The 17,668-nt window shown below is 73.0% G+C and carries 17 protein-coding genes; 9 read left to right on the top strand and 8 right to left on the bottom strand.

The window, feature by feature from the left end; genetic code table 11:
- Positions 1-39 precede the first annotated feature (39 nt).
- From OG206_RS14050 to OG206_RS14040, 3 genes are read right to left on the bottom strand one after another with little or no spacing between them, the layout of a single operon-like run.
- Positions 40-1,683 (bottom strand): transporter, encoded by a 1,644-nt coding sequence (locus OG206_RS14050; RefSeq protein ID WP_327115892.1) that lies wholly within the window; start codon positions 1,681-1,683, stop codon positions 40-42.
- Positions 1,680-2,504: an ABC transporter ATP-binding protein gene (locus OG206_RS14045; RefSeq protein ID WP_327115891.1), complete on the bottom strand. Its 825-nt coding sequence runs from the start codon at positions 2,502-2,504 to the stop codon at positions 1,680-1,682. Before OG206_RS14045 ends, OG206_RS14050 begins: the two co-directional genes overlap by 4 nt.
- A 38-nt stretch (positions 2,505-2,542) precedes the next feature.
- Positions 2,543-3,217: a bifunctional DNA primase/polymerase gene (locus OG206_RS14040; RefSeq protein WP_327115888.1), complete on the bottom strand. Its 675-nt coding sequence runs from the start codon at positions 3,215-3,217 to the stop codon at positions 2,543-2,545.
- Between the two features lie 255 nt (positions 3,218-3,472).
- On the opposite strand from OG206_RS14040, the gene OG206_RS14035 reads away from it, so the two are divergent.
- Positions 3,473-4,855, top strand: coding sequence for a transcriptional regulator (locus OG206_RS14035; RefSeq protein ID WP_327115886.1), 1,383 nt, complete (start codon positions 3,473-3,475; stop codon positions 4,853-4,855).
- A 160-nt stretch (positions 4,856-5,015) separates the two neighbouring features.
- Complete coding sequence (locus OG206_RS14030; protein ID WP_327115884.1) at positions 5,016-6,416, top strand: hypothetical protein; 1,401 nt, start codon at positions 5,016-5,018, stop codon at positions 6,414-6,416.
- 63 nt (positions 6,417-6,479) lie between these two features.
- Here the strand turns inward: OG206_RS14030 and OG206_RS14025 are convergent, their stop codons facing one another.
- Entirely contained in the window at positions 6,480-7,739 is a 1,260-nt protein-coding gene (locus tag OG206_RS14025) for an ABC transporter substrate-binding protein (RefSeq protein ID WP_327115882.1), read from the bottom strand.
- A gap of 174 nt (positions 7,740-7,913) precedes the next feature.
- On the opposite strand from OG206_RS14025, the gene OG206_RS14020 reads away from it, so the two are divergent.
- The gene (locus tag OG206_RS14020) at positions 7,914-8,360 is read left to right on the top strand and encodes an SCO4402 family protein (protein ID WP_327122267.1); all 447 of its coding nucleotides are present in this window, start codon (positions 7,914-7,916) and stop codon (positions 8,358-8,360) included.
- A gap of 28 nt (positions 8,361-8,388) precedes the next feature.
- Positions 8,389-9,288: a formyltetrahydrofolate deformylase gene (gene purU / locus OG206_RS14015; RefSeq protein WP_327115880.1), complete on the top strand. Its 900-nt coding sequence runs from the start codon at positions 8,389-8,391 to the stop codon at positions 9,286-9,288.
- Positions 9,289-9,306: 18 nt separating this feature from the next.
- Here the strand turns inward: purU and OG206_RS14010 are convergent, their stop codons facing one another.
- Positions 9,307-10,548, bottom strand: coding sequence for a maleylpyruvate isomerase N-terminal domain-containing protein (locus tag OG206_RS14010; RefSeq protein WP_327115878.1), 1,242 nt, complete (start codon positions 10,546-10,548; stop codon positions 9,307-9,309).
- Positions 10,545-11,126 carry an RNA polymerase sigma factor gene (locus OG206_RS14005; RefSeq protein WP_327115876.1) on the bottom strand — a complete coding sequence of 194 codons (582 nt, stop codon included), beginning with the start codon at positions 11,124-11,126 and terminating at the stop codon, positions 10,545-10,547. The genes OG206_RS14010 and OG206_RS14005 overlap by 4 nt, the downstream gene beginning before the upstream one ends.
- Positions 11,127-11,417: 291 nt before the next feature.
- Between OG206_RS14005 and OG206_RS14000 the strand changes: the two genes are divergently transcribed.
- The 3 genes from OG206_RS14000 to OG206_RS13990 all read left to right on the top strand — a co-directional run bounded on the left by OG206_RS14000 (position 11,418) and on the right by OG206_RS13990 (position 13,411).
- Entirely contained in the window at positions 11,418-11,792 is a 375-nt protein-coding gene (locus OG206_RS14000; RefSeq protein ID WP_327115874.1) for an STAS domain-containing protein, read from the top strand.
- Positions 11,793-11,873: 81 nt separating this feature from the next.
- A complete protein-coding gene (locus OG206_RS13995; RefSeq protein ID WP_327115872.1) occupies positions 11,874-12,410 on the top strand; it encodes an EF-hand domain-containing protein in 537 nt (178 codons plus the stop codon).
- Positions 12,411-12,958: 548 nt separating this feature from the next.
- On the top strand, positions 12,959-13,411 hold the full coding sequence (locus tag OG206_RS13990; RefSeq protein ID WP_327115870.1) for an ATP-binding protein: 453 nt from the start codon (positions 12,959-12,961) through the stop codon (positions 13,409-13,411).
- Positions 13,412-13,455: 44 nt separating this feature from the next.
- Here OG206_RS13990 and OG206_RS13985 read toward each other — a convergent pair whose 3' ends face one another.
- Positions 13,456-14,445 (bottom strand): GlxA family transcriptional regulator, encoded by a 990-nt coding sequence (locus OG206_RS13985; protein ID WP_327115868.1) that lies wholly within the window; start codon positions 14,443-14,445, stop codon positions 13,456-13,458.
- A gap of 61 nt (positions 14,446-14,506) precedes the next feature.
- Between OG206_RS13985 and OG206_RS13980 the strand changes: the two genes are divergently transcribed.
- Positions 14,507-14,932 carry a ribosomal maturation YjgA family protein gene (locus tag OG206_RS13980; RefSeq protein ID WP_327115866.1) on the top strand — a complete coding sequence of 142 codons (426 nt, stop codon included), beginning with the start codon at positions 14,507-14,509 and terminating at the stop codon, positions 14,930-14,932.
- 67 nt (positions 14,933-14,999) lie between these two features.
- Positions 15,000-16,346, top strand: coding sequence for an MFS transporter (locus tag OG206_RS13975; RefSeq protein ID WP_327115864.1), 1,347 nt, complete (start codon positions 15,000-15,002; stop codon positions 16,344-16,346).
- Between the two features lie 56 nt (positions 16,347-16,402).
- On the opposite strand, the gene OG206_RS13970 is transcribed toward OG206_RS13975, so the two are convergent.
- Complete coding sequence (locus OG206_RS13970; RefSeq protein WP_327115862.1) at positions 16,403-17,587, bottom strand: flavin-containing monooxygenase; 1,185 nt, start codon at positions 17,585-17,587, stop codon at positions 16,403-16,405.
- Between the last annotated feature and the right edge of the window lie 81 nt (positions 17,588-17,668).

The raw sequence follows: 17,668 nt of genomic DNA, 5'->3' as shown, positions 1-17,668 counted from the left end.
GGCCCCCGGCCGGTACCCGGCCACGCGTGATGCCCGTCCTCAGCCCTTGCTGACCGCGGTCAGGATCTCCGGGAGCCGGTCCGCTGTGCGCGGCGCGGCCAGCCGCACGCCGAGCCATCCGATGAACGTCCCGTAGACCGCGCCCACCGGCAGCAGCAGCCACAGCCAGTCGTGACGGTCGCCGAGATGGAGCCAGACCGTCAGCCCGATCACGGGTGCGCTCAGCACGGCCGCCGACACCACGCCCCCCAGGATGGAGATCCAGGCCAGACCCGCCTGCCCGGGTGCGACGTTCTTGAACGCGCCGTCCTGCGGGATCGAGTACGGGAACAGCGCCGAGGCCACCGCGCCCGTCGCCAGCATCGCCCCGAGCAGGGCGAACGACAGCCCCATGACCCCGGGCAGCGCCGCCCAGTCACCGAGCACGGCGGCCGTCACCACCGTCACCATGACCGTGTAAGGCAGGGTGATCAGCAGCAACGCCACCGCCCGCGCCCGCAGTTCGGCGTAGGCGTCCCTGGCGGAAGAGATCGTCAGCGCCACCATCCAGAAGGCGGAGGTGTCCTGGCCGAACTGGTTGTACATCTGCATGCCGAGCATCCCGGCCGCGAAACAGGCGACGTAGAGCGACCCGGCCCCCTGCGCCGCGTTGAGCACCGGCACGATCAGCCCGATCGCCAGCGCCGTCACCCAGGACGCCTTCGTCTTCGGGTCCCGCACGACGTACCTCAGGCTGCGCTCGACGACCGTGCCCGTGCGCCCGTCCGGAAGCAGCCCGAAGAGTCCCGTACGGCCGGTGCCGGAACTCGTCCTGGACGGTTCCGCGGCCGCGATCGTCGAACCGTCCGGCGACGTCATCAGCTTCACCAGGCTCCGCTGCCACAGCCCCAAGAGGAGGCCCAGCGCGAGCAGCGACACGAGCAGCTGCGCCAAGGCCGTGCCGTACGCCCCGTCGGACGCGGACGCCACCGCGCCGAGCGCCGAGGCCGGGGGCAGCCAGCGCACCAGGTCCGCCGCCGGTTCGAGAGCAGAAAGCCCGCCCGCGCTGCCCAGACGCTGGGCGCCGAAATTGACGAACTGGATGCCCACGGCGATCACCAGGCCGCTCAGCACAGCCAGGTCGCGGCCCTTGCGCGAGGTCAGCAGCCGGACGTTGGCCGTGGCCACGGACCGCGCCAGCGCCACGCACACCAGCAGGGTCAGCGGGACGGCGACCACCCCGAACAGGGCCGCCACCGCCCCGTGCGCCACCGCGATCACGGAGCCGACGGCCAGGGCGAGCGTGAAGAGCGGCCCGATACCGATCAGCGACGCCGCCAGCAGCGCCCCGATCAGCGGCCGGGGGTACAGCGGCAGCATGACCAGCCGGCTCGGGTCCAGGGTCTCGTCGCCGCTCGGGAAGAACAGAGGCATCACGGCCCAGCCCAGGGCGACCACGGCGGCCAGCAGCACCACCAGCGTGCCCGCCTCCGCGTGGCCGCGCAGCAGGACGAGGCCGGTCACCTGGCCCGCCGCGAGCAGCAGCGCGGCGACGAGCGACGCGACGTACGCCGCCCGGCGGCCGGACGACTGACGCAGCCCGTTGCGCAGCAGGGAAAGCTTCAGCCGTACGAAGACGGGGACGAGGCCCCGGCCGCGTACCGCCGGGACGGTGGTTCCCGCGGGAGCTTCCAGCACGGTCATCGGGCACCGCCCAGCCAGTCCAGGGACTCACCGGTGTCCCGCGCGCCCGCCCCGACCAGTTCCAGGAAGGCGTCCTGCAACGAGGACGCCTCCCCGCGCACCTCGGCGAGCGTGCCGTGGGCGCGGATCCGGCCGCCGGCCATGACGGCAACCCAGTCGCAGAGCGACTCGACGAGCTCCATCACATGGCTGGAGAAGACCACGGTGGCCCCGGAGCGGGTGTAGCGCTCCAGCACGCCCCGGATCGTCTGGGCCGACACCGGGTCGACCCCCTCGAACGGCTCGTCCAGGAAGAGGACTTCGGGGTTGTGCAGCAGGGCCGACGCCAGCCCGATCTTCTTGCGCATCCCGGTGGAGTAGTCCACGACCAGCTTGTGCTGGGACCCCGCCAGGTCGAGGACGTCGAGGAGCTGCGTGGACCGCTTGTCCACCTCGGCGCCCGGAAGCCCCCGCAACCGGCCCGTGTACGCCAGGAGTTCACGGCCCGAGAGGCGCTCGAACAGCCGCAGCCCCTCGGGGAGCACCCCGATCCGGGACTTCACCTCGACCGGGTCGCGCCACACATCGTGTCCGCCGACCTCGATGCGGCCCATGTCGGGCCGCAGGAGCCCGGTCACCATCGAGAGCGTGGTGGTCTTCCCCGCGCCGTTGGGGCCCACCAGACCGATGAACTGGCCTGCGGGCAGCTCCAGATCGATCCCGCCGACCGCGACCTGCTCCCCGAACCGCTTCCACAGCCCCTCGATCCGAACGGCGGGAGGTGGCGTGGGAGCCCCGTCCGCCGTGTCCGTCCCGCTCGCGATGTCCGCCTGGTCCGGCATGGCACTGCCTTTCGCTGTCCCCGCATGTGGGGACCAGCCTACGAAAGGCGCGCCCTGGCGTCCGCCGCCTCGCGTGCACAGGCGTAGGCGAGCGGGCTGATCAGCTCCTCCGCCTCGGGCAGCCACAGGTTGGCGCGGGACGGACGGCGTGCCCACTGCACGACGCCACGGGCCGTCCGGGTCGGCGGGCCGGCGATGTACTCGCCCTCGCCGCGCCCCACGAGGCCGATCGCGCGCGCGTCCCAGCCCAGTTGGCGCACCAGCTCGGCCGCCTTCGCCGCGGCGCCCGGGAGGACGAGGAACAGCATCCGCCGGTCGGGCGTGCGGGTCACCGGGCCGAGGGCGAGCTCCATCCGTTCCATCCTGGCCAGGGCGAGGAATCCGGCGGCCTCCGGCACGTCGAGTGCGTCGAAGGTCCGGCCGGCCGGCAGGAGCACCGACGACCCGGGCTGCCGTGACCACATCCGGCGGGCCGCCGCCGCGCTGCCCGTCGCCTGGCCCGCCCAGTCGGCCCGGGTGGGGTGGGCCCCGGGTGCGCCGCACCCGGCGTCCCCGCACGAGCACCGCTCCGTCCCGCCGACGGGTACGAGCCAGGTGCCGGGGAACACGTCCCAGTGCCGCTCCTGGGCGTACCAGGCAGCGGCCTCCAGTAGCTGTTCACCGCGCTGCTTGGGTACCTCTGCGGCTTCCGTCACTCCGATGGGCTCTTCCACGCACCACTCAACTACCGGCGCCACCTGGGGTTACGGGCGCGCGGGCCCCCTTCGCGGTGGATCGATCCTGCACGTGGGGCGCACAGAGGCATGGGCAGGGGCGCGCGTGGGGCTGCGCACCGATCGGCGGGTAACCACTTGCAGGACTGTGCCAACTCATCACCGCTCGTACCCAATACAGATGAATATGCGCATTTCCTGTGTCGTTCCGGGCAGTGATCCCACCACCGATCACTGCGGTCTCAGGGGGAAAACATGGCAGCCAGGCCTCTCGTAGCCCGCCAGCCGAACGAACGGCTGCAGACGCTCATCCAGGAGGCGGCCTGCTCCAACGCCGGCCTCGCCCGCCGCGTGAACATGGTGGGGGCCGAGCGCGGACTCGATCTCCGTTACGACAAGACGTCGGTGGCCCGGTGGCTGCGCGGTCAGCAGCCGCGCGGCAGGGCACCGGGCATCATCGCGGAGGCGATCGGCCGCAAACTCGGCCGCACGGTCACGATCGACGAGATCGGCATGGCCAACGGCAAGAGCCTGGCCTCGGGTGTGGGACTGCAGTTCGCCCCCACGGTCCTCGGCGCGATCGAGCAGGTCTGCGAGCTGTGGCGCAGCGACGTGGGCCGCCGTGACCTGCTGTCCGGTTCGGCGGTGGCGGCGTCCGCCCTGGTCGAGCCCAGCCGCGACTGGCTGATCACCGGTGCGGACCCGCAGGTGGCGAGATCGGCCGGGAGCAGAGTGGGCATGCCGGACGTGGAAGCGGTGCGGGCCATGACCGCCGCGCTGGTCGACCTGGACCACCGCTTCGGCAGCGGACATGTGCGTCCCGTCCTGGTCCACTACCTCAACAGCGTGGTATCCGGGCTGCTTTCGGGGGCGTACCGCGAATCGGTCGGCCGTGAGCTCTTCGGAGCGGTGGCGCGGCTGACCGAACTCGCCGGCTACATGGCCGTCGACACCGGTCAGCCGGGCCTCGCCCAGCGGTACTACATCCAGGCGCTGCGCCTGGCCCAGGCCGCGGGCGACCGGGCCTACGGCGGGTACGTGCTGGCGGCGTCCATGAGCCATCTCGCGGCGCAGCTGGGCAACCCGCGCGAGATCGCCCAGCTGGCGCGGGCCGCCCAGGAGGGGGCCCGGGGCCGGGTCACCCCGCGCGCGGAGGCGATGTTCCACGCCGCGGAGGCGCGGGGCCACGCGCTGATGGGCGACGCCCGCACCTGCCAGGTGTCCGCGTCCCGGGCGCTGGCCGCCCTGGAGCAGGCGGACCCGGACACGGGTGACGACCCCGCCTGGATCTCCCACTTCGACGCGGGCTACCTCGCGGACGAGCTGGCGCACTGCCACCGCGACCTGGGACAGGCCGAGCCGGCCGCCCGCCGGGCGAAGGAGGCCCTGGCGGCCCTCCCGGAGTCCAGGACCCGGCGCCGCGGCATCGGCCTCGTGCTGCTGGCCACGGCGCAGGTGCAGCAGCGTGAGGTGGAACAGGCGTGTCACACGGGCCTGCGGGCGATGGAGCTGCTGGGGACGGTGCGCTCCAGCCGCGGTGCCGAGTATCTCGACGACCTCCAGCAACGGCTGGAGCCGTTCGGGAGTGAGCCCTCGGTCCGTGAATTCGGCGCCAGGCTCGAGCTCCAGGCCGCCTGACCCCGCCCCGTGGGCGAGTCGCCGTGTACTGCGTCGCGGACGCGCGGCGCGTTACCCGCCGTGTGAAGGGGTGGTGAGCGCTCACGGGCACTTGGCGCCCGGAGGCAGCCACCCGGTAGCGTGAGCCGACGATTCCATAGGTTGACACGTAGGAGTCCCGGTGACGCAGAGCGGACAGGGTGACGAGCAGCAGCTCCCTGCTGTACGGCCCGCGCACGAAGGTGTCGTGCTGCCCGCAGAGGGTGGTGCCCCCTGGACCGCGGGGGGGACCGGGGGCGGGCAGCCGGACCAGGCCGCCCCCGCGGGCGGGCAGCCCTGGGGCAGCCCCTGGGGGCCCGGCGGGTCCCAGGGCGGCCACGCGGCACCGGGCCAGCTTCCACCGGAGCAGCCCCAGCAGCAGTACGCGCCGCAGCAGGACCCGTACCAGCAGCAGTACGCGCCCCGGCACGACCCGTACCAGCAGTACGCGCAGCCGCTGCCGCCCGAGGCCGGGCACGGCCCGGCGCAGGGCGGGGACGCCGACGCCACGCAGTACATCGCGCCCGTCCCCGGCGGCCACGGGCCGGGCGGGATGCCGCCCGAGCGCGCTGCGGAGTCGACCCAGTACCTGCCGCCGACGCAGCCGGGCGACGCCGACGCGACCCAGTACATACCCCCCGTGCCCGGCGGTGCTCCCTACGGCATACGTCCCGGGGCGCCCGGCGACCGCCAGCCGCCCGCGGAGTTCGACAGCCTCTTCCGCAGCGACGAGCCCGCGGCCGGGACGCAGCAGATGCCGCGCTACGACCAGGGCCGGCAACAGGGCCCCCAGCAGGCGTACCAGGGCGGCCCCGCGCAGCCGCAGCCGCAGGGCGGACAGCCCTACCAGTCGGGTCTCCAGGGCCTCCACGGCAGGCAGGAGCCGGAGGGCCAGGACCGCGGCCCGCAGCGCAAGCGCTCCGCGCACATCCCGCTGATCGCCGCCGTCGTCATCGGCTGCGCCGTCGTCGGTCTCGGCGCGGGCGCCCTGATGAGCGGTGGCGACGACCCCGAGGACGCCAAGCAGCCGGTCGCCTCGCAGAGTTCGGCCGGCAGCGCGCCCTCCACGCAGGCGGCCGACGACCCGGCGAAGCCGCAGGCGGAGGCGCTGGACAAGCTCCTCGCCGACAGCAACAACAGCCGCGCGGCCGTGATCGGCGCGGTGGAGAAGACCAAGAACTGCCGTGCCCTCGACCAGGCGGTCACCGATCTCACGGGCGCGGCCGGCCAGCGCCGCGACCTGGTGACCCGGCTCGAGGCGCTCAGCGTCGACAAGCTTCCCGCGAACGCCGAGCTCAAGGCCTCGCTGACCAAGGCGTGGCAGGCTTCGGCCGAGGCCGACGACCGCTACGCCGCCTGGGCCGGGCAGGCGAAGAACGACAAGAAGGTCTGTAAGGGCGGCCACGCCCGTTCGACGAACGAGACGGCGAAGGCCAACGCTGCCAGCGGCGAGGCCACCACGGCCAAGCGCGAGGCCTCGAAGCTCTGGAACTCCATCGCGCAGAAGTACGGGCTGACCGAGCGCGCCCCTACGCAGCTCTGACACCGGGCCGCAGCGGGGAGCCTCCGGCGCCGGGGACGCCGGCGCCGGAGGAATGACGTCAGGTCAGCCGGCTTCCAGGAGGGTGTCGGTGACGTCGACGAACCCCTTCTTCTCCGCCGTCAGGCGGCCGTTCCTCACCACCTGGAACGTCACCCGGCCATTGACGACGCGGGCGTAGTCCCGCGAGCCGACGACGTCCTGGAAACGCCAGCGCAAGGGCGGCGTGAGTCCGCCGGTGTCCACCTCGGTGCCGCGGTTCAGATTCACGGAGACACCGCCCGCCCAGATGTCGGGCCGGTCCATGGCCTCGATGACGGCTTCGAGCACGGTGTACGCGATCCAGGTGGTCTGGACCCCGGTGTCCTCGGGGTCCACCCTGTTGTCGCCGAAGGCGTACTTCCGGATCACCTCGCGCATCTCGTTCCAGCGCGCGTCGCCCGGAGCCGGGTACCAGCCGGTGACGTAGGCACCCTCGAAGGGGCTGGCGGAGCCGCCGGTGCGGTTGACGAGCGGCTGGCCGAGACTGCCGGCGACGGACGAGATCCGTACGCCGCTGTCCTCGTCCCCGAGCCGGCGGAACGAGTCGAAGAAGGTCTCGGTGCCGTCGCCGAGCACCGCCGTCACGCACCCGTCGCCCGCCTCCTCGATGGCCTCGGCCGCCTGGAGGTCGTACGACGTGGCTTCCTCGGGCGCGCGTATGTCGTGCGCCTTGGGCAGTTTCCGTGCGGCGAGGCTCACGTCGAGCAGTCCGGGCAGGCTGTCGCCGACGAGGGTGTGGGGCCGCACCAGAGCCACGCGCCCGCAATCGCCCGCCAGTTGCTTTCCGTTGCCGGCGACGAGCGCCGCCAGGCCTCCGTTGACCGGGTAGGAGAGATAGCTGGTGAACTCCTCGGCCGAGGCGCCGTAGCCGCCGATGTACGGAATCCCGGCGGCCTCCAGCGGCGCGAGGAACGCCCGCCCGTGCCGGCTGTACGAGCCGACGACCGCGGCCGCGCCCTTGTCGGCGGCCAGGCGCGCGCACTTCGAGGCCCCCTCAGGGGTGTCCTGCTCGTTGCAGGTGAGCACCCGCAACTCGTGGCCGTCGATCCCGCCCCGCTCGTCGGCCCAGCGGGCGTAGGCCCGGGCCATGGCCGGCATGCCCGCCATGTTCACCGCGTCGGCCCCGGAGGGGTCCGGGGCCCAGGTCATCACCGTGACCGGCTTCCGGGAGCTCTCCGGGGCCCCGGGGAGGGAGCCGCACCCCGACGTCAGCAGCACTCCCGCCACCGCCGACGTGAGGAGTCTGTAGGGGCGGGGTGGGCTGAGGCGTCGCCGTCCGGTCATGGGCACGAACTGTTGCGGGCCACGGGTAACGCCGCGCTGTTCCATGGACGACACGGAGTGACGTGGAGGTGAATTGCGGGGGGCGGTGCGAGCCCGGCGGAGGGGAACGTACGATCGGCAACCGTGCAGCAAGGTTCGGAGAACACTTCCCGTCGCGGCCGTCGCTCCTCCACCATGGGCGGCATGCCGCTCAACGACATGCCGTGGTGGCGCTGGCGCAGCAACGTGCGCTCGGCGCTGCACATGCTCTCCGACCCCGTGTTCCACCACGAGTGCTGGCTGGCCGGCCGGGAGGGGTACGGGGACGTCACCGACGCCGTGTACCGCCTGGTCGAGGACACCTGGCTGGACAACTGGTCCGCCGAGAAGTACGTGGGCACGATCTTCCGTGACTCCGCGGAGGCCGCCCTCGTGGACGTCGCCGCCCTGCGGGTGCTGCGCATCATGCACCAGATAGGCGCGGACGCCCCCGTCTCCGCGTACCTGGAGCATCCGGGCTGGCCGGACGCCGTCCAGGCGGCCCGCGAGGCGCATGTGATGCTCGCCACCAACGACGCCGAGGACCCCGACGTCCCGCCGCGGTCGCTGGACGTGCTCCGCATCATGACCAGATCGGCGTGAGCGCGGGGCGGTGTGGCACCCTACGGGGATGACCGCGCCGCAGCCCGCCGAATCCGTACCCGCTGCCTCGGACGGCCCCGCCGAGCAGTACGTCCTCACCCTCTCCTGCCCCGACAAACAGGGCATCGTGCACGCCGTGTCGAGCTACCTCTACATGACCGGCTGCAACATCGAGGACAGCCAGCAGTTCGGCGACCACGACACCGGTCTCTTCTTCATGCGGGTCCACTTCTCGGCGGGCACGGCGGTCGACGTGGAGAAGCTGCGGGCCGGCTTCGCCGCGATCGGCGACTCGTTCCGGATGGAGTGGCAGATCCACCGGGCCTCCGACCGCATGCGGGTCGTGCTGCTGGTGAGCAAGTTCGGGCACTGCCTCAACGACCTGCTCTTCCGGTCCGGCACCGGCGCACTGCCCGTCGAGATCGTGGCCGTCGTCTCCAACCACACGGACTTCGCCGAGCTCGTCGCCTCCTACGGCATTCCCTTCCGGCACATCCCCGTGACCAGGGAGAACAAGCCGGAGGCCGAGGCGCAGCTGCTGGAGCTGGTGCGCGGGGAGAACGTCGAACTGGTCGTCCTGGCCCGGTACATGCAGGTGCTGTCGGACGACCTCTGCAAGCAGCTGAGCGGGCGGATCATCAACATCCACCACTCCTTCCTGCCGAGCTTCAAGGGCGCGAAGCCCTACCACCAGGCCCACGCGCGCGGTGTGAAGCTGATCGGGGCGACGGCGCACTACGTGACCGCCGACCTCGACGAGGGGCCGATCATCGAGCAGGAGGTCGAGCGGGTCGGGCACGGTGTCACGCCGGACCAGCTCGTCGCGATCGGGCGGGACGTGGAGTGCCAGGCACTGGCCCGCGCCGTCAAGTGGCACGCCGAGCGCCGGATCATGCTCAACGGCCGCCGCACGGTCGTCTTCCCGTAGTCCGTCCTCCGGAAGCTCCTACAGCCTGCTGAGCGAGGCGGCGGCGAACAGCACGTCGCGGATCGCCTCGCGGTCGCCCTCCTGTCCGGCGGCGGCCTCCACCGGCGGTACGTGACCCGCGACCAGCCGGCAGAACTCCACGCCGTCGAGTGCCACCTGCGCGACCGTGTGGTCGGGGGAGCCGAGGGCGGCCGGTGAGTCCAGCGCGATGTACCAGTCGCCACCGCCTCGGCCCTCGATCTCCAGGTGGAGGGAACGGCACGGCGCCCCGGCGCTGACGAGCCGCTCGGCAGGCGCCGCCAGACCGGCGAGACGGCGCGCGGCCAGGGTGGCGGGCAGCAGCCGGGCCGCCAGGTCGATCATCCGGTGGAGGTGGCCGGCCGCCGGCGGGTCGTACGGATAGTCCACCGCGTCCGCGATGTCCCCGCCGTGCACCCAGCACTCGAAGGCCCGCTCCAGGAGCGAGTCCTGCAGCGGGAGGGCGAAGCCCCCGTAGGCGACGGAGCGCTCGGCGACGCCGCGGCCCGCGAAGGAGACCGTGCGCACCAGGGCGTGGCTCTGGTCGCGCCACGGCTCCCGCACGGTCCTGGTGGGCGGGCGCTGCGCGGCCGACCAGTGCGCCTCCGTGCGCTCGGTCGGCGACAGCGGCCGGTCGCCGCCGCCCAGCGGGTCGTCCAGGCCGAGTGCCCGGGAGACCAGGCCGTCGACCGCCATCAGGTGGCTGATGACTCCCGCGACCGTCGTCTTTCGGTTCACCTGGCGGTCGTCCTCGAACCACTTCAGCCGAACCGGCGCGTGCCACTCCGAGTCGCCGATGTCCCTGAGCAGCGCGTCGAGCCTGGCCGTCTCCGCGTCGTACGGAGCGGCCCAGTCCGGGACGGGGATGCGCGCCGGCCGGCGCCCCAGGCAGCCCTCCAGGACACGGGAGCGCAGCATCGGGTCCAGGTCCAGCGTGCCGTCGCTGTGCAGCAGGCCCACGGCGTCGCGCAGCCGCAGGGCCTCGTCCGCGCACCGGGCGCACCCCGTGAGGTGCTCCTCGACCGCCGCGGTCTCCTCGGCGGAGCAGGCGGCCAGGGCCCAGGCACCGAGCAGTGACGTGAGGACCCGGTGGGGGAGCGCCGGAGGGGCGGGCGGAGGCGGCACCGGTGCGTGTGCCGGTGGCAGGAACGCGCGGTCGTCGGCGGCCGCCCTCGGTCCGGGTATGCGTCGTCCGGCCGCTGCCTGCCCGTCGCTGTCGTCGCCGCCGTCGGCCCCGGTCATGACGCGGGCCCGTATCCGGGCGGTGACGACCCGGCCGGTGTCCGGGCGTCCGCGGTGGACAGCAGCTGCAGTCCGAGCCGCAGCCGGCGCCTGGCCTCGTCCCCGGTGACGCCGAGGTCGGCGGCCGTCTGGCGGTAGTCGCGGCGCTGGATGTAGGCGAGCTCCAGGGCCGCCCGCAGCGGTGCGGGCATGGAGGCGACGATGTAGTCGGCGCGGGCGGCGGCGGTCGCGCGGAGCACCCGCTGTTCCAGCTCCTCGTCCAGCCCGCCCGCCTCGGGTCCCTCGCCCGCGCCCTGGGCGACGCGGAGCCGGCGCACGGCCTCGCGGTGTGTGAGCCGCGCCACCCAGGAGCGCATCGAGCCGTTCCGGGGGTCGTAGGTGTCGGGGTGCTCCCAGACGTGGCCGAAGACCTCGCGGGTCACCTGGTCCGCGGCGTCCTCGTCCTCGAGCATGCGGTGGGCCTGGCTGTGCACGAGTGCGGCGAACCGGTCGTAGAGCTCGCCGAGGGCCGCCGCCTCGCCGCGCGCCAGCCGCTGCTGCATCCGGCGGTCCCAGCGCGGTGGTGCGTCCTTCACCATCCAGCCCCCAGCCCTGTTCCCCGCGTCACGTCGAATGTAGTCCGAGGCCTGGTCCCGGCATGCGTGTTTCCAGCAAGTACGTCCCCCGAGAGGCCTCGAATGATAGGGAATAGTCGGCGCTTTGCCGCTTGTTGATCGGGTAAACGCGCTGCATGTGATCGGTTCTGATTGGATCCGGCGCCCGGCCCGCGGGGACGAAACGGGGTTTCGCCAACGGCCGAGCGGGCAGCCGCGAGGAGGAACGGTAACTTCCGGATACTCCGGAACACCCGGAACGAAAGGCCGAGGCGCGTGACGCTGAAGGTGTACGAGACCGAGCAGGACGCGTGGACCGTGCTGCGGATCCGGGGCGAGCTCGACCTCGTCAGCTCACCCGTCGTGCGCCAGTCCGTGCACGGGGCGGTCGCCGCGGGCCGCCACGACGTGGTCCTCGATCTCTCGGGTGTCCTCTTCTGCGATTCCAGCGGCGTCAACGTGCTGATCGCCTCCCGCCGCCTCATGAAGTCCTGCGGCGGCCGGCTGCGGCTGATCCTGCCTGACCGCGGCGCGGTGGACGGCTCGCACGTCAACAAGGTGCTCGGCGCCCTCGGGGTGCGCCGGCTGTTCGACTGCTACCCGGACGCGGACGCCGCGACCGACGAGGAGTCCCAGCCGCTCATCGCCTGACACGGTGGCCCCGCGCCGCCGTCCCACCCTCAGGGGGGATTCGGTGACACGTGACGCCGATCGGCGTCGTACGCTCCCCGCATGGACAGCGCAGAGTACGAGCGCAAGATCGCCCACCGTTTCGCCGCATTCGACCAGGACGGCAACGGCTACATCGATCGCGCCGATTTCAACGCCGCGGCGGCCCGCCTCCTCACCGAGTTCGGGACGACGGCCCGCTGCGACAGAGGCCAGGCCCTCTATTCGGGCGCCGAGGCCTTCTGGCAGGGGATGGCCGGCATCGCCGACGTGGACGGGGACCAGCGGGTCACCCGGGGGGAGTTCGTCGGAGGGGCCGTGAAGCGGCTCCGCGACAACCCCGACCGCTTCGCGGAGATCGCGCGTCCCTTCCTGCGGGCGGCGATCGCCGTGGCGGCGGGGACGGACCCCCAGGGTGCCGCGGGGGCCTCCGCCCCGGTCGCCTCGGTGGAACGGGCCCTGCGGGTCCTCGGAGCGCCGGACGACATCGCGAGCGTCGCGGCCCGGAGTCTGGACACCGACCGGGACGGCCGGATCGCGGAGGACGAGGCCGTCGCCGCACTCTCCGCGTACTTCACCGTGATCGAACCGGACGCGTAGCGGGCGCGCTCAACACGCCCAACGGCGCCAGTAGTTCACTTCCTTCCCCGGGCCGGGTCCGGCCGTCGCCGGACCCGGCCCGGGGGTCTCTCCGGCACGAAGTGGCTGACGGGGGACGTACGGAACGTCATCGTCCGGTGACGCGGGGCGTCCGGAGAGCGGGCCCGCCCGGGTGCGAGCGGTCACCGGCCGGAGTCACGGAGTGCCGCTCGGGTACGCTCGGGTGGATGCGAGTGGTACTGGAGCCCGAGGTTCCGGGTGTGGCCCCTGCGGTCGGCCCGGCCTGCGAAGGATGCCCTGCTCGCGGCCCACGCGGCTGCGCCGGACCGGTCGGGGGCCTGCTTCCCCGGGGGCGGAGGCGCGGCTGTTCGACTCTCCGCAACACGCGTCGCACAGTATGCATCAGGCGTACTCCTTCGCGCTGGAATATGCCCGAAGCGCTTGTTGCGGTGACTGTACGTCAACCATGCTGTGTCGCAGGGGAGTCACGTTCCGTGACCCTGAGGAGGCGCGAGGCGATGTGTCCGCCGGTTCGGATGGTGTGAGCGGTGCAGGTGCTTCAGGTGCAACTTGAGGTCGGGGCGGATCCCGCGGAAGTGGGACGGGCCCGCAGATGGGCGCGCTCCCGGCTGGCCGGGTCCGGGATGGAGGACGACGAGCCCCTCGCGGAGACGCTCATCCTGCTGATCTCGGAGCTCGTCACCAACGCGGTCGTCCACACCGGCTGTCCGGCCGTGCTGCGGATGCTGTTCGGCTCCACGGGTTCCTCGGGGACGGTCCGGGTCGAGGTGGCCGACACCAGTTGCCGGCCTCCGAAGCCGCGTCACGCGCGGGGCGAGGACACGGGAGGCCGCGGCCTGGAACTCGTGGACGGCCTGGCGGACCGCTGGGGCTGGCAGCCGGAAGGCGCCGGGAAGCGGATCTGGTGCGAGGTGGACCGGAGCGGCCCCGTGACGGCCCCGGTGATCCAGGAGCAGCCCGGCGACCGGGCGCGGCTCTGAGGGCCGTCCCGCGCGCAGGCGGACTCCGTCGTCTCCCCGGCCCCTCAGCGCCCGGCCGTCGTCGCACGGAACGTCCGCCGGTAGGCCGTGGGTGACACCCCCAGCGCGGCCTGCACGTGCTGCCGCAGAGAGGTGGCCGTGCCGAACCCGGCCTCCCGCGCGACCTGGTCGACCGACAGGTCGGAGCACTCCAGCAGGTGCCGCGCCCGCTCGACCCGCTGCTGGGTGATCCACTGCCCGGGGCTGACGCCCACCTCGTCGCGGAAGCGGCGGGTGAAGGTGCGCACGCTCATCGACTCCTGCCGCGCCAGGTCGCGCAGCAGGATCGGCTGTTCCAGCCGCCCGAGTGCCCAGGCCCGCGCGGTCGTCGTCGCGGCGGACCCCCGCTCGGGAACGGGCCGCCGGATGTACTGCGCCTGACCGCCGTCCCGGTGCGGGGGCACGACCGTGCTGCGGGCCACCGCGTTGGCGACGCTGGTGCCGTGGTCGCGGCGCACGAGATGCAGGCAGAGGTCGATCCCGGCGGCCACCCCGGCCGAGGTCAGCACGTCGCCGTCGTCGACGAACAGCACGTCGGGATCGACGCGGACCTTCGGGAACAGCCGCTGGAAGTGATCCGCGGAGGACCAGTGGGTGGTGGCGGGGCGGCCGTCGAGGAGGCCGGCCGCGGCGAGGACGTAAGCCCCCGTGCAGATGGCGACCAGCCGTGTCCCGGGCCTGACGTAGGCCAGCGCCGCAGCGAGTTCCCCGGTGAGCCTGCCCTCCTCCTGCACGGGGCCGAGTTCGTACGAGGCGGGGATGACGACCGTGTCGGCGGTGGCCAGGATCCCGGGCCCGTGCTCGACCAGGATGCTGAAGTCGGCGTCGGTGCGGACCGCTCCGGGCGGGCGGACCGAACACGTCACGATCTCGTACAGGGCGCGGCCCTCGTCGAGCGGACCGGGGCCCCGTGCACTGCCGAAGATCCGCTGCGGGATGCCCAGTTCGAAGGGGAGCAGTCCGTCCAGGGCGAGTACGACGACACGGTGCGGCATGCGGTCTCCTGGTTCTCGTCGGACTGGCCGCCGGCCGCTCCGGGCTGATAGAGGTCGTGCCATGAAGGTGAAGCCGGCCGAACAGCCGTTCATTCCCGCTCCGTCGGCGCACCGCACGACGGCGGCGGCTGCCGCCCTCGTGACGGTGGCGGCGGGGCTCGGCGTCCGGGCTGTGACGGGAGGGGACTTCGCGAAGTACGCGGGGGACGCGCTCTACACCGTGCTGGTCCACACGGTGGTGGTGTTCCTGGCCCCGCGGGTGCGCCCCTCGGTGGCGGCCGGGACCGCGCTGGTGTTCAGCTGGGCGGTGGAACTGGCCCAGCTCACCGGCGTACCGGCGGAGTTGTCGCGCGGGAGCGTGGTGGCGCGGCTGGTGCTCGGCTCGACGTTCAACGCCCCGGACCTCCTCTGGTACACGGTGGGAGCCGGGTTCGCCTGGGCCGCGCACGCCCGGCTGGTGTCCGGGCGCTCCGAGAGGATGCCGTGATCCCGTTGGCCCGATCCCTGCGATGGGTGTCTGTCCGGCCACTCGTCGGCGTGGCGCACCGGGCCCGATGCTGGGCCGCGTGACTCAGACAACCGACAGCGCGGCCGCCGCCGGCACCCCGCACGGGCTCCCCGGCCGGCGGCGTGTCCACCGGGCGTGGATCGTCGCGGCCGTCACCTTCGTGACGATCATCGGCGGCGCGGCCTTCAACTCCCTCCCCGGGCTGCTCATCGACCCCCTCCACACCGAGTTCGGCTGGTCGCGGGGCGAGATCGGTCTCGCGGTCTCCATCGACATGGCGCTGTACGGGCTGACCGCGCCGTTCGCCGCCGCGCTCATGGACCGGTTCGGTATCCGCAAGGTCGTGGTCGTCGCGCTGAGCGCGGTCGCGGCCGGGGCCCTGGCCAGTGTCTGGATGACAGCGTCCTGGCAACTGATGCTCTACTGGGGCCTGCTCGTCGGCCTGGGCACGGGATCGATGGCGCTGGCCTTCTCGGCGACCGTCACCAACCGCTGGTTCGTCGCCCGTCGGGGGCTGGTCACGGGCATCCTGACGGCCGCGGGGGCGTCCGGCCAGCTGGTCTTCCTCCCGCTGTGCGCCTGGATCGTGGAGGAACACGGCTGGCGCCCGGCCTCGGTGACGGTGGCCCTCGCCGCGGTCGTCGTCGTGCCGTTCGTCTGGTTCCTGATGCGTGACCACCCCGCCGACGTCGGCCTCGCCCCGTACGGCGGCTCGTTCGTGGAGAAGCCGGCCCCCGCGACCGGCGCCGCGACGCGCACCGTACGCGTCCTGCTGGACGCGGCCCGCACGGGCCCCTTCTGGCTGCTGGCCGGGTCGTTCGCGATCTGCGGCGCTTCCACGAACGGTCTGATCCGCACCCACTTCGTGCCCTCGGCCCACGACCACGGCATGGCGATCACCGCAGCGGCCTCACTGCTGGCCGTCATCGGCGTCTTCGACGTCATCGGCACGGTCCTCAGCGGCTGGCTCACGGACCGCTTCGACGCCCGGCGCCTGCTGGCCGTCTACTACGCGCTGCGCGGTGTCTCGCTGCTGTTCCTGCCGATGCTGATGGCTCCTGCGGTGCACCCGCCGATGGTCTTCTTCATCGTCTTCTACGGCCTGGACTGGGTGGCCACGGTGCCGCCGACGCTGGCCCTGTGCCGCGAGCAGTACGGCGAGGACAGCGCGATCGTCTTCGGCTGGGTGCTGGCCTCGCACCAGGTGGGGGCGGCCCTGGTGGCCTTCCTCGGAGGCGTGGCACGCGATGTGACGGGTTCGTACGACGTGGTGTGGTACGCCTCGGGAGCGCTGTGCGCGACGGCCGCGCTGATGGCGCTGATGGTCCGGCGGCGCGGCGAACCGGCGGACCGCCCACTGACCCGTCCCGGCCCGGCCGGGCCCAGGCAGTGACCGGTCGGGGTACACCGCCGCTCAACCCGGACCTTCCTCGATCCCGCGTACCGGGTTCAGTGCTTCGCCAGGCGCGCGGCTATCTTCCGTGCGTCGCGGGCTATCTCGCGGAGCATGCCGCTGATCGGGTTGGTGAATCCGGTGAAGTAGAGGCCCGGTGCCCCCTCCGGGGTGCGGGCACCGTGGACCACGGGGCGGCCCCGGGAGTCCAGCACGCCCAGGTGCCCGACCATGCCCTCCAGGGCGCGGTCGTAGCCGGTCGCCGCGATCACCGCGTCCGGGGTGATCCGGCTGCCGTCCGCCAGCACCACGGCGTCCCCGTCGAACGACGCGACGGCCGCGACGGGCACCACCGTGCCGCGCTTCACCGCGTCGATCAGACCGACGTCCTGGACCGGGATCGCGCCCTCCTTGACCCGGGAGTACAGCCCCGTGTCCGGACGGGGCAGACCCTGCGCGGCCAGGTCGGGCACGGAGACACGGGTCATGAGGCGCCCGGCCCGGTCGACCAGCCGGACCGGCAGTCTGCGGACCAGGACGGCGGTCGCCTGCGCGGGCCAGCCGGCCGTGGAGCGGCGCACGATGTGCGGGGCCGTGCGGACCGCGATCCGCACCCGGGCCGCGCCCCCCTCGACCAGGTCGACGGCGATCTCCGCCCCGGTGTTGCCGATGCCGACGACGAGGACGTCCCGGCCCGCGTACGGCGCCGGGTCACGGTAGTGCGAGGCGTGCGCCAGCTCGCCGGTGAAGTCCTCACGGCCGGGCCAGGCGGGCACGCGCGGGGTGTGGTTGAAGCCGGTGGCCACGACGACCGCGCGGCCGGTCAGCACGCGGCCGCCGGTCGCGCTCAGCTGCCACCCGGTGCCGTCCGTGGTCCGGTCGATCCGTGAGACCTCGACGCCGGTCACGACCTCCAGCTCGTGGTGCGCGGCGTACTTCTCCAGGTAGCGCACCATGTCGTCGCGCGACACCCAGCGGCCGAACCGCCGTGGCATCGCCAGTCCCGGAAGTGCCGACCAGCGGCGGATCGTGTGCAGGTGCAGCCGGTCGTAGTGGCGGCGCCAGGAGGCGCCGACGTGGGCCGACTTCTCCAGAACCACCGCCCGTACGCCCTGTTCCCGCAGGGTCGCGGCCGCGGCGAGGCCGCCGGGGCCGCCGCCGATCACGTAGACCGGCCGGCCGTCGGTGCGGTCGATGGGGGCGGGCTGGGCGTCGCGGGGGGTGGATGTGCTGTCTGGCATGGTTCGGAGCGTAATCGGACATGGACATGATGGGTTCCGGCTGTGGGCGGGAATCGGTTGCGAAATGATCACAGGTGGGCA

This window comes from Streptomyces sp. NBC_01341 (assembly GCF_035946055.1).
In the GTDB taxonomy this organism is placed as follows: domain Bacteria; phylum Actinomycetota; class Actinomycetes; order Streptomycetales; family Streptomycetaceae; genus Streptomyces.
Note: the sequence above shows the minus strand (reverse complement) of the source record. Positions and strands in the feature narration are given on the sequence as shown.

Coding starts and splice junctions, on each gene's coding strand:
- OG206_RS14050 (WP_327115892.1), bottom strand. CDS start 1,683: ATGACCGTGCTGGAAGCTCCCGCGGGAACCACCGTCCCGGCGGTACGC.
- OG206_RS14045 (WP_327115891.1), bottom strand. CDS start 2,504: ATGCCGGACCAGGCGGACATCGCGAGCGGGACGGACACGGCGGACGGG.
- OG206_RS14035 (WP_327115886.1), top strand. CDS start 3,473: ATGGCAGCCAGGCCTCTCGTAGCCCGCCAGCCGAACGAACGGCTGCAG.
- OG206_RS14025 (WP_327115882.1), bottom strand. CDS start 7,739: ATGACCGGACGGCGACGCCTCAGCCCACCCCGCCCCTACAGACTCCTC.
- OG206_RS14020 (WP_327122267.1), top strand. CDS start 7,914: ATGGGCGGCATGCCGCTCAACGACATGCCGTGGTGGCGCTGGCGCAGC.
- purU (WP_327115880.1), top strand. CDS start 8,389: ATGACCGCGCCGCAGCCCGCCGAATCCGTACCCGCTGCCTCGGACGGC.
- OG206_RS14010 (WP_327115878.1), bottom strand. CDS start 10,548: ATGACCGGGGCCGACGGCGGCGACGACAGCGACGGGCAGGCAGCGGCC.
- OG206_RS14005 (WP_327115876.1), bottom strand. CDS start 11,126: ATGGTGAAGGACGCACCACCGCGCTGGGACCGCCGGATGCAGCAGCGG.
- OG206_RS13995 (WP_327115872.1), top strand. CDS start 11,874: ATGGACAGCGCAGAGTACGAGCGCAAGATCGCCCACCGTTTCGCCGCA.
- OG206_RS13985 (WP_327115868.1), bottom strand. CDS start 14,445: ATGCCGCACCGTGTCGTCGTACTCGCCCTGGACGGACTGCTCCCCTTC.
- OG206_RS13980 (WP_327115866.1), top strand. CDS start 14,507: ATGAAGGTGAAGCCGGCCGAACAGCCGTTCATTCCCGCTCCGTCGGCG.
- OG206_RS13975 (WP_327115864.1), top strand. CDS start 15,000: ATGCTGGGCCGCGTGACTCAGACAACCGACAGCGCGGCCGCCGCCGGC.
- OG206_RS13970 (WP_327115862.1), bottom strand. CDS start 17,587: ATGCCAGACAGCACATCCACCCCCCGCGACGCCCAGCCCGCCCCCATC.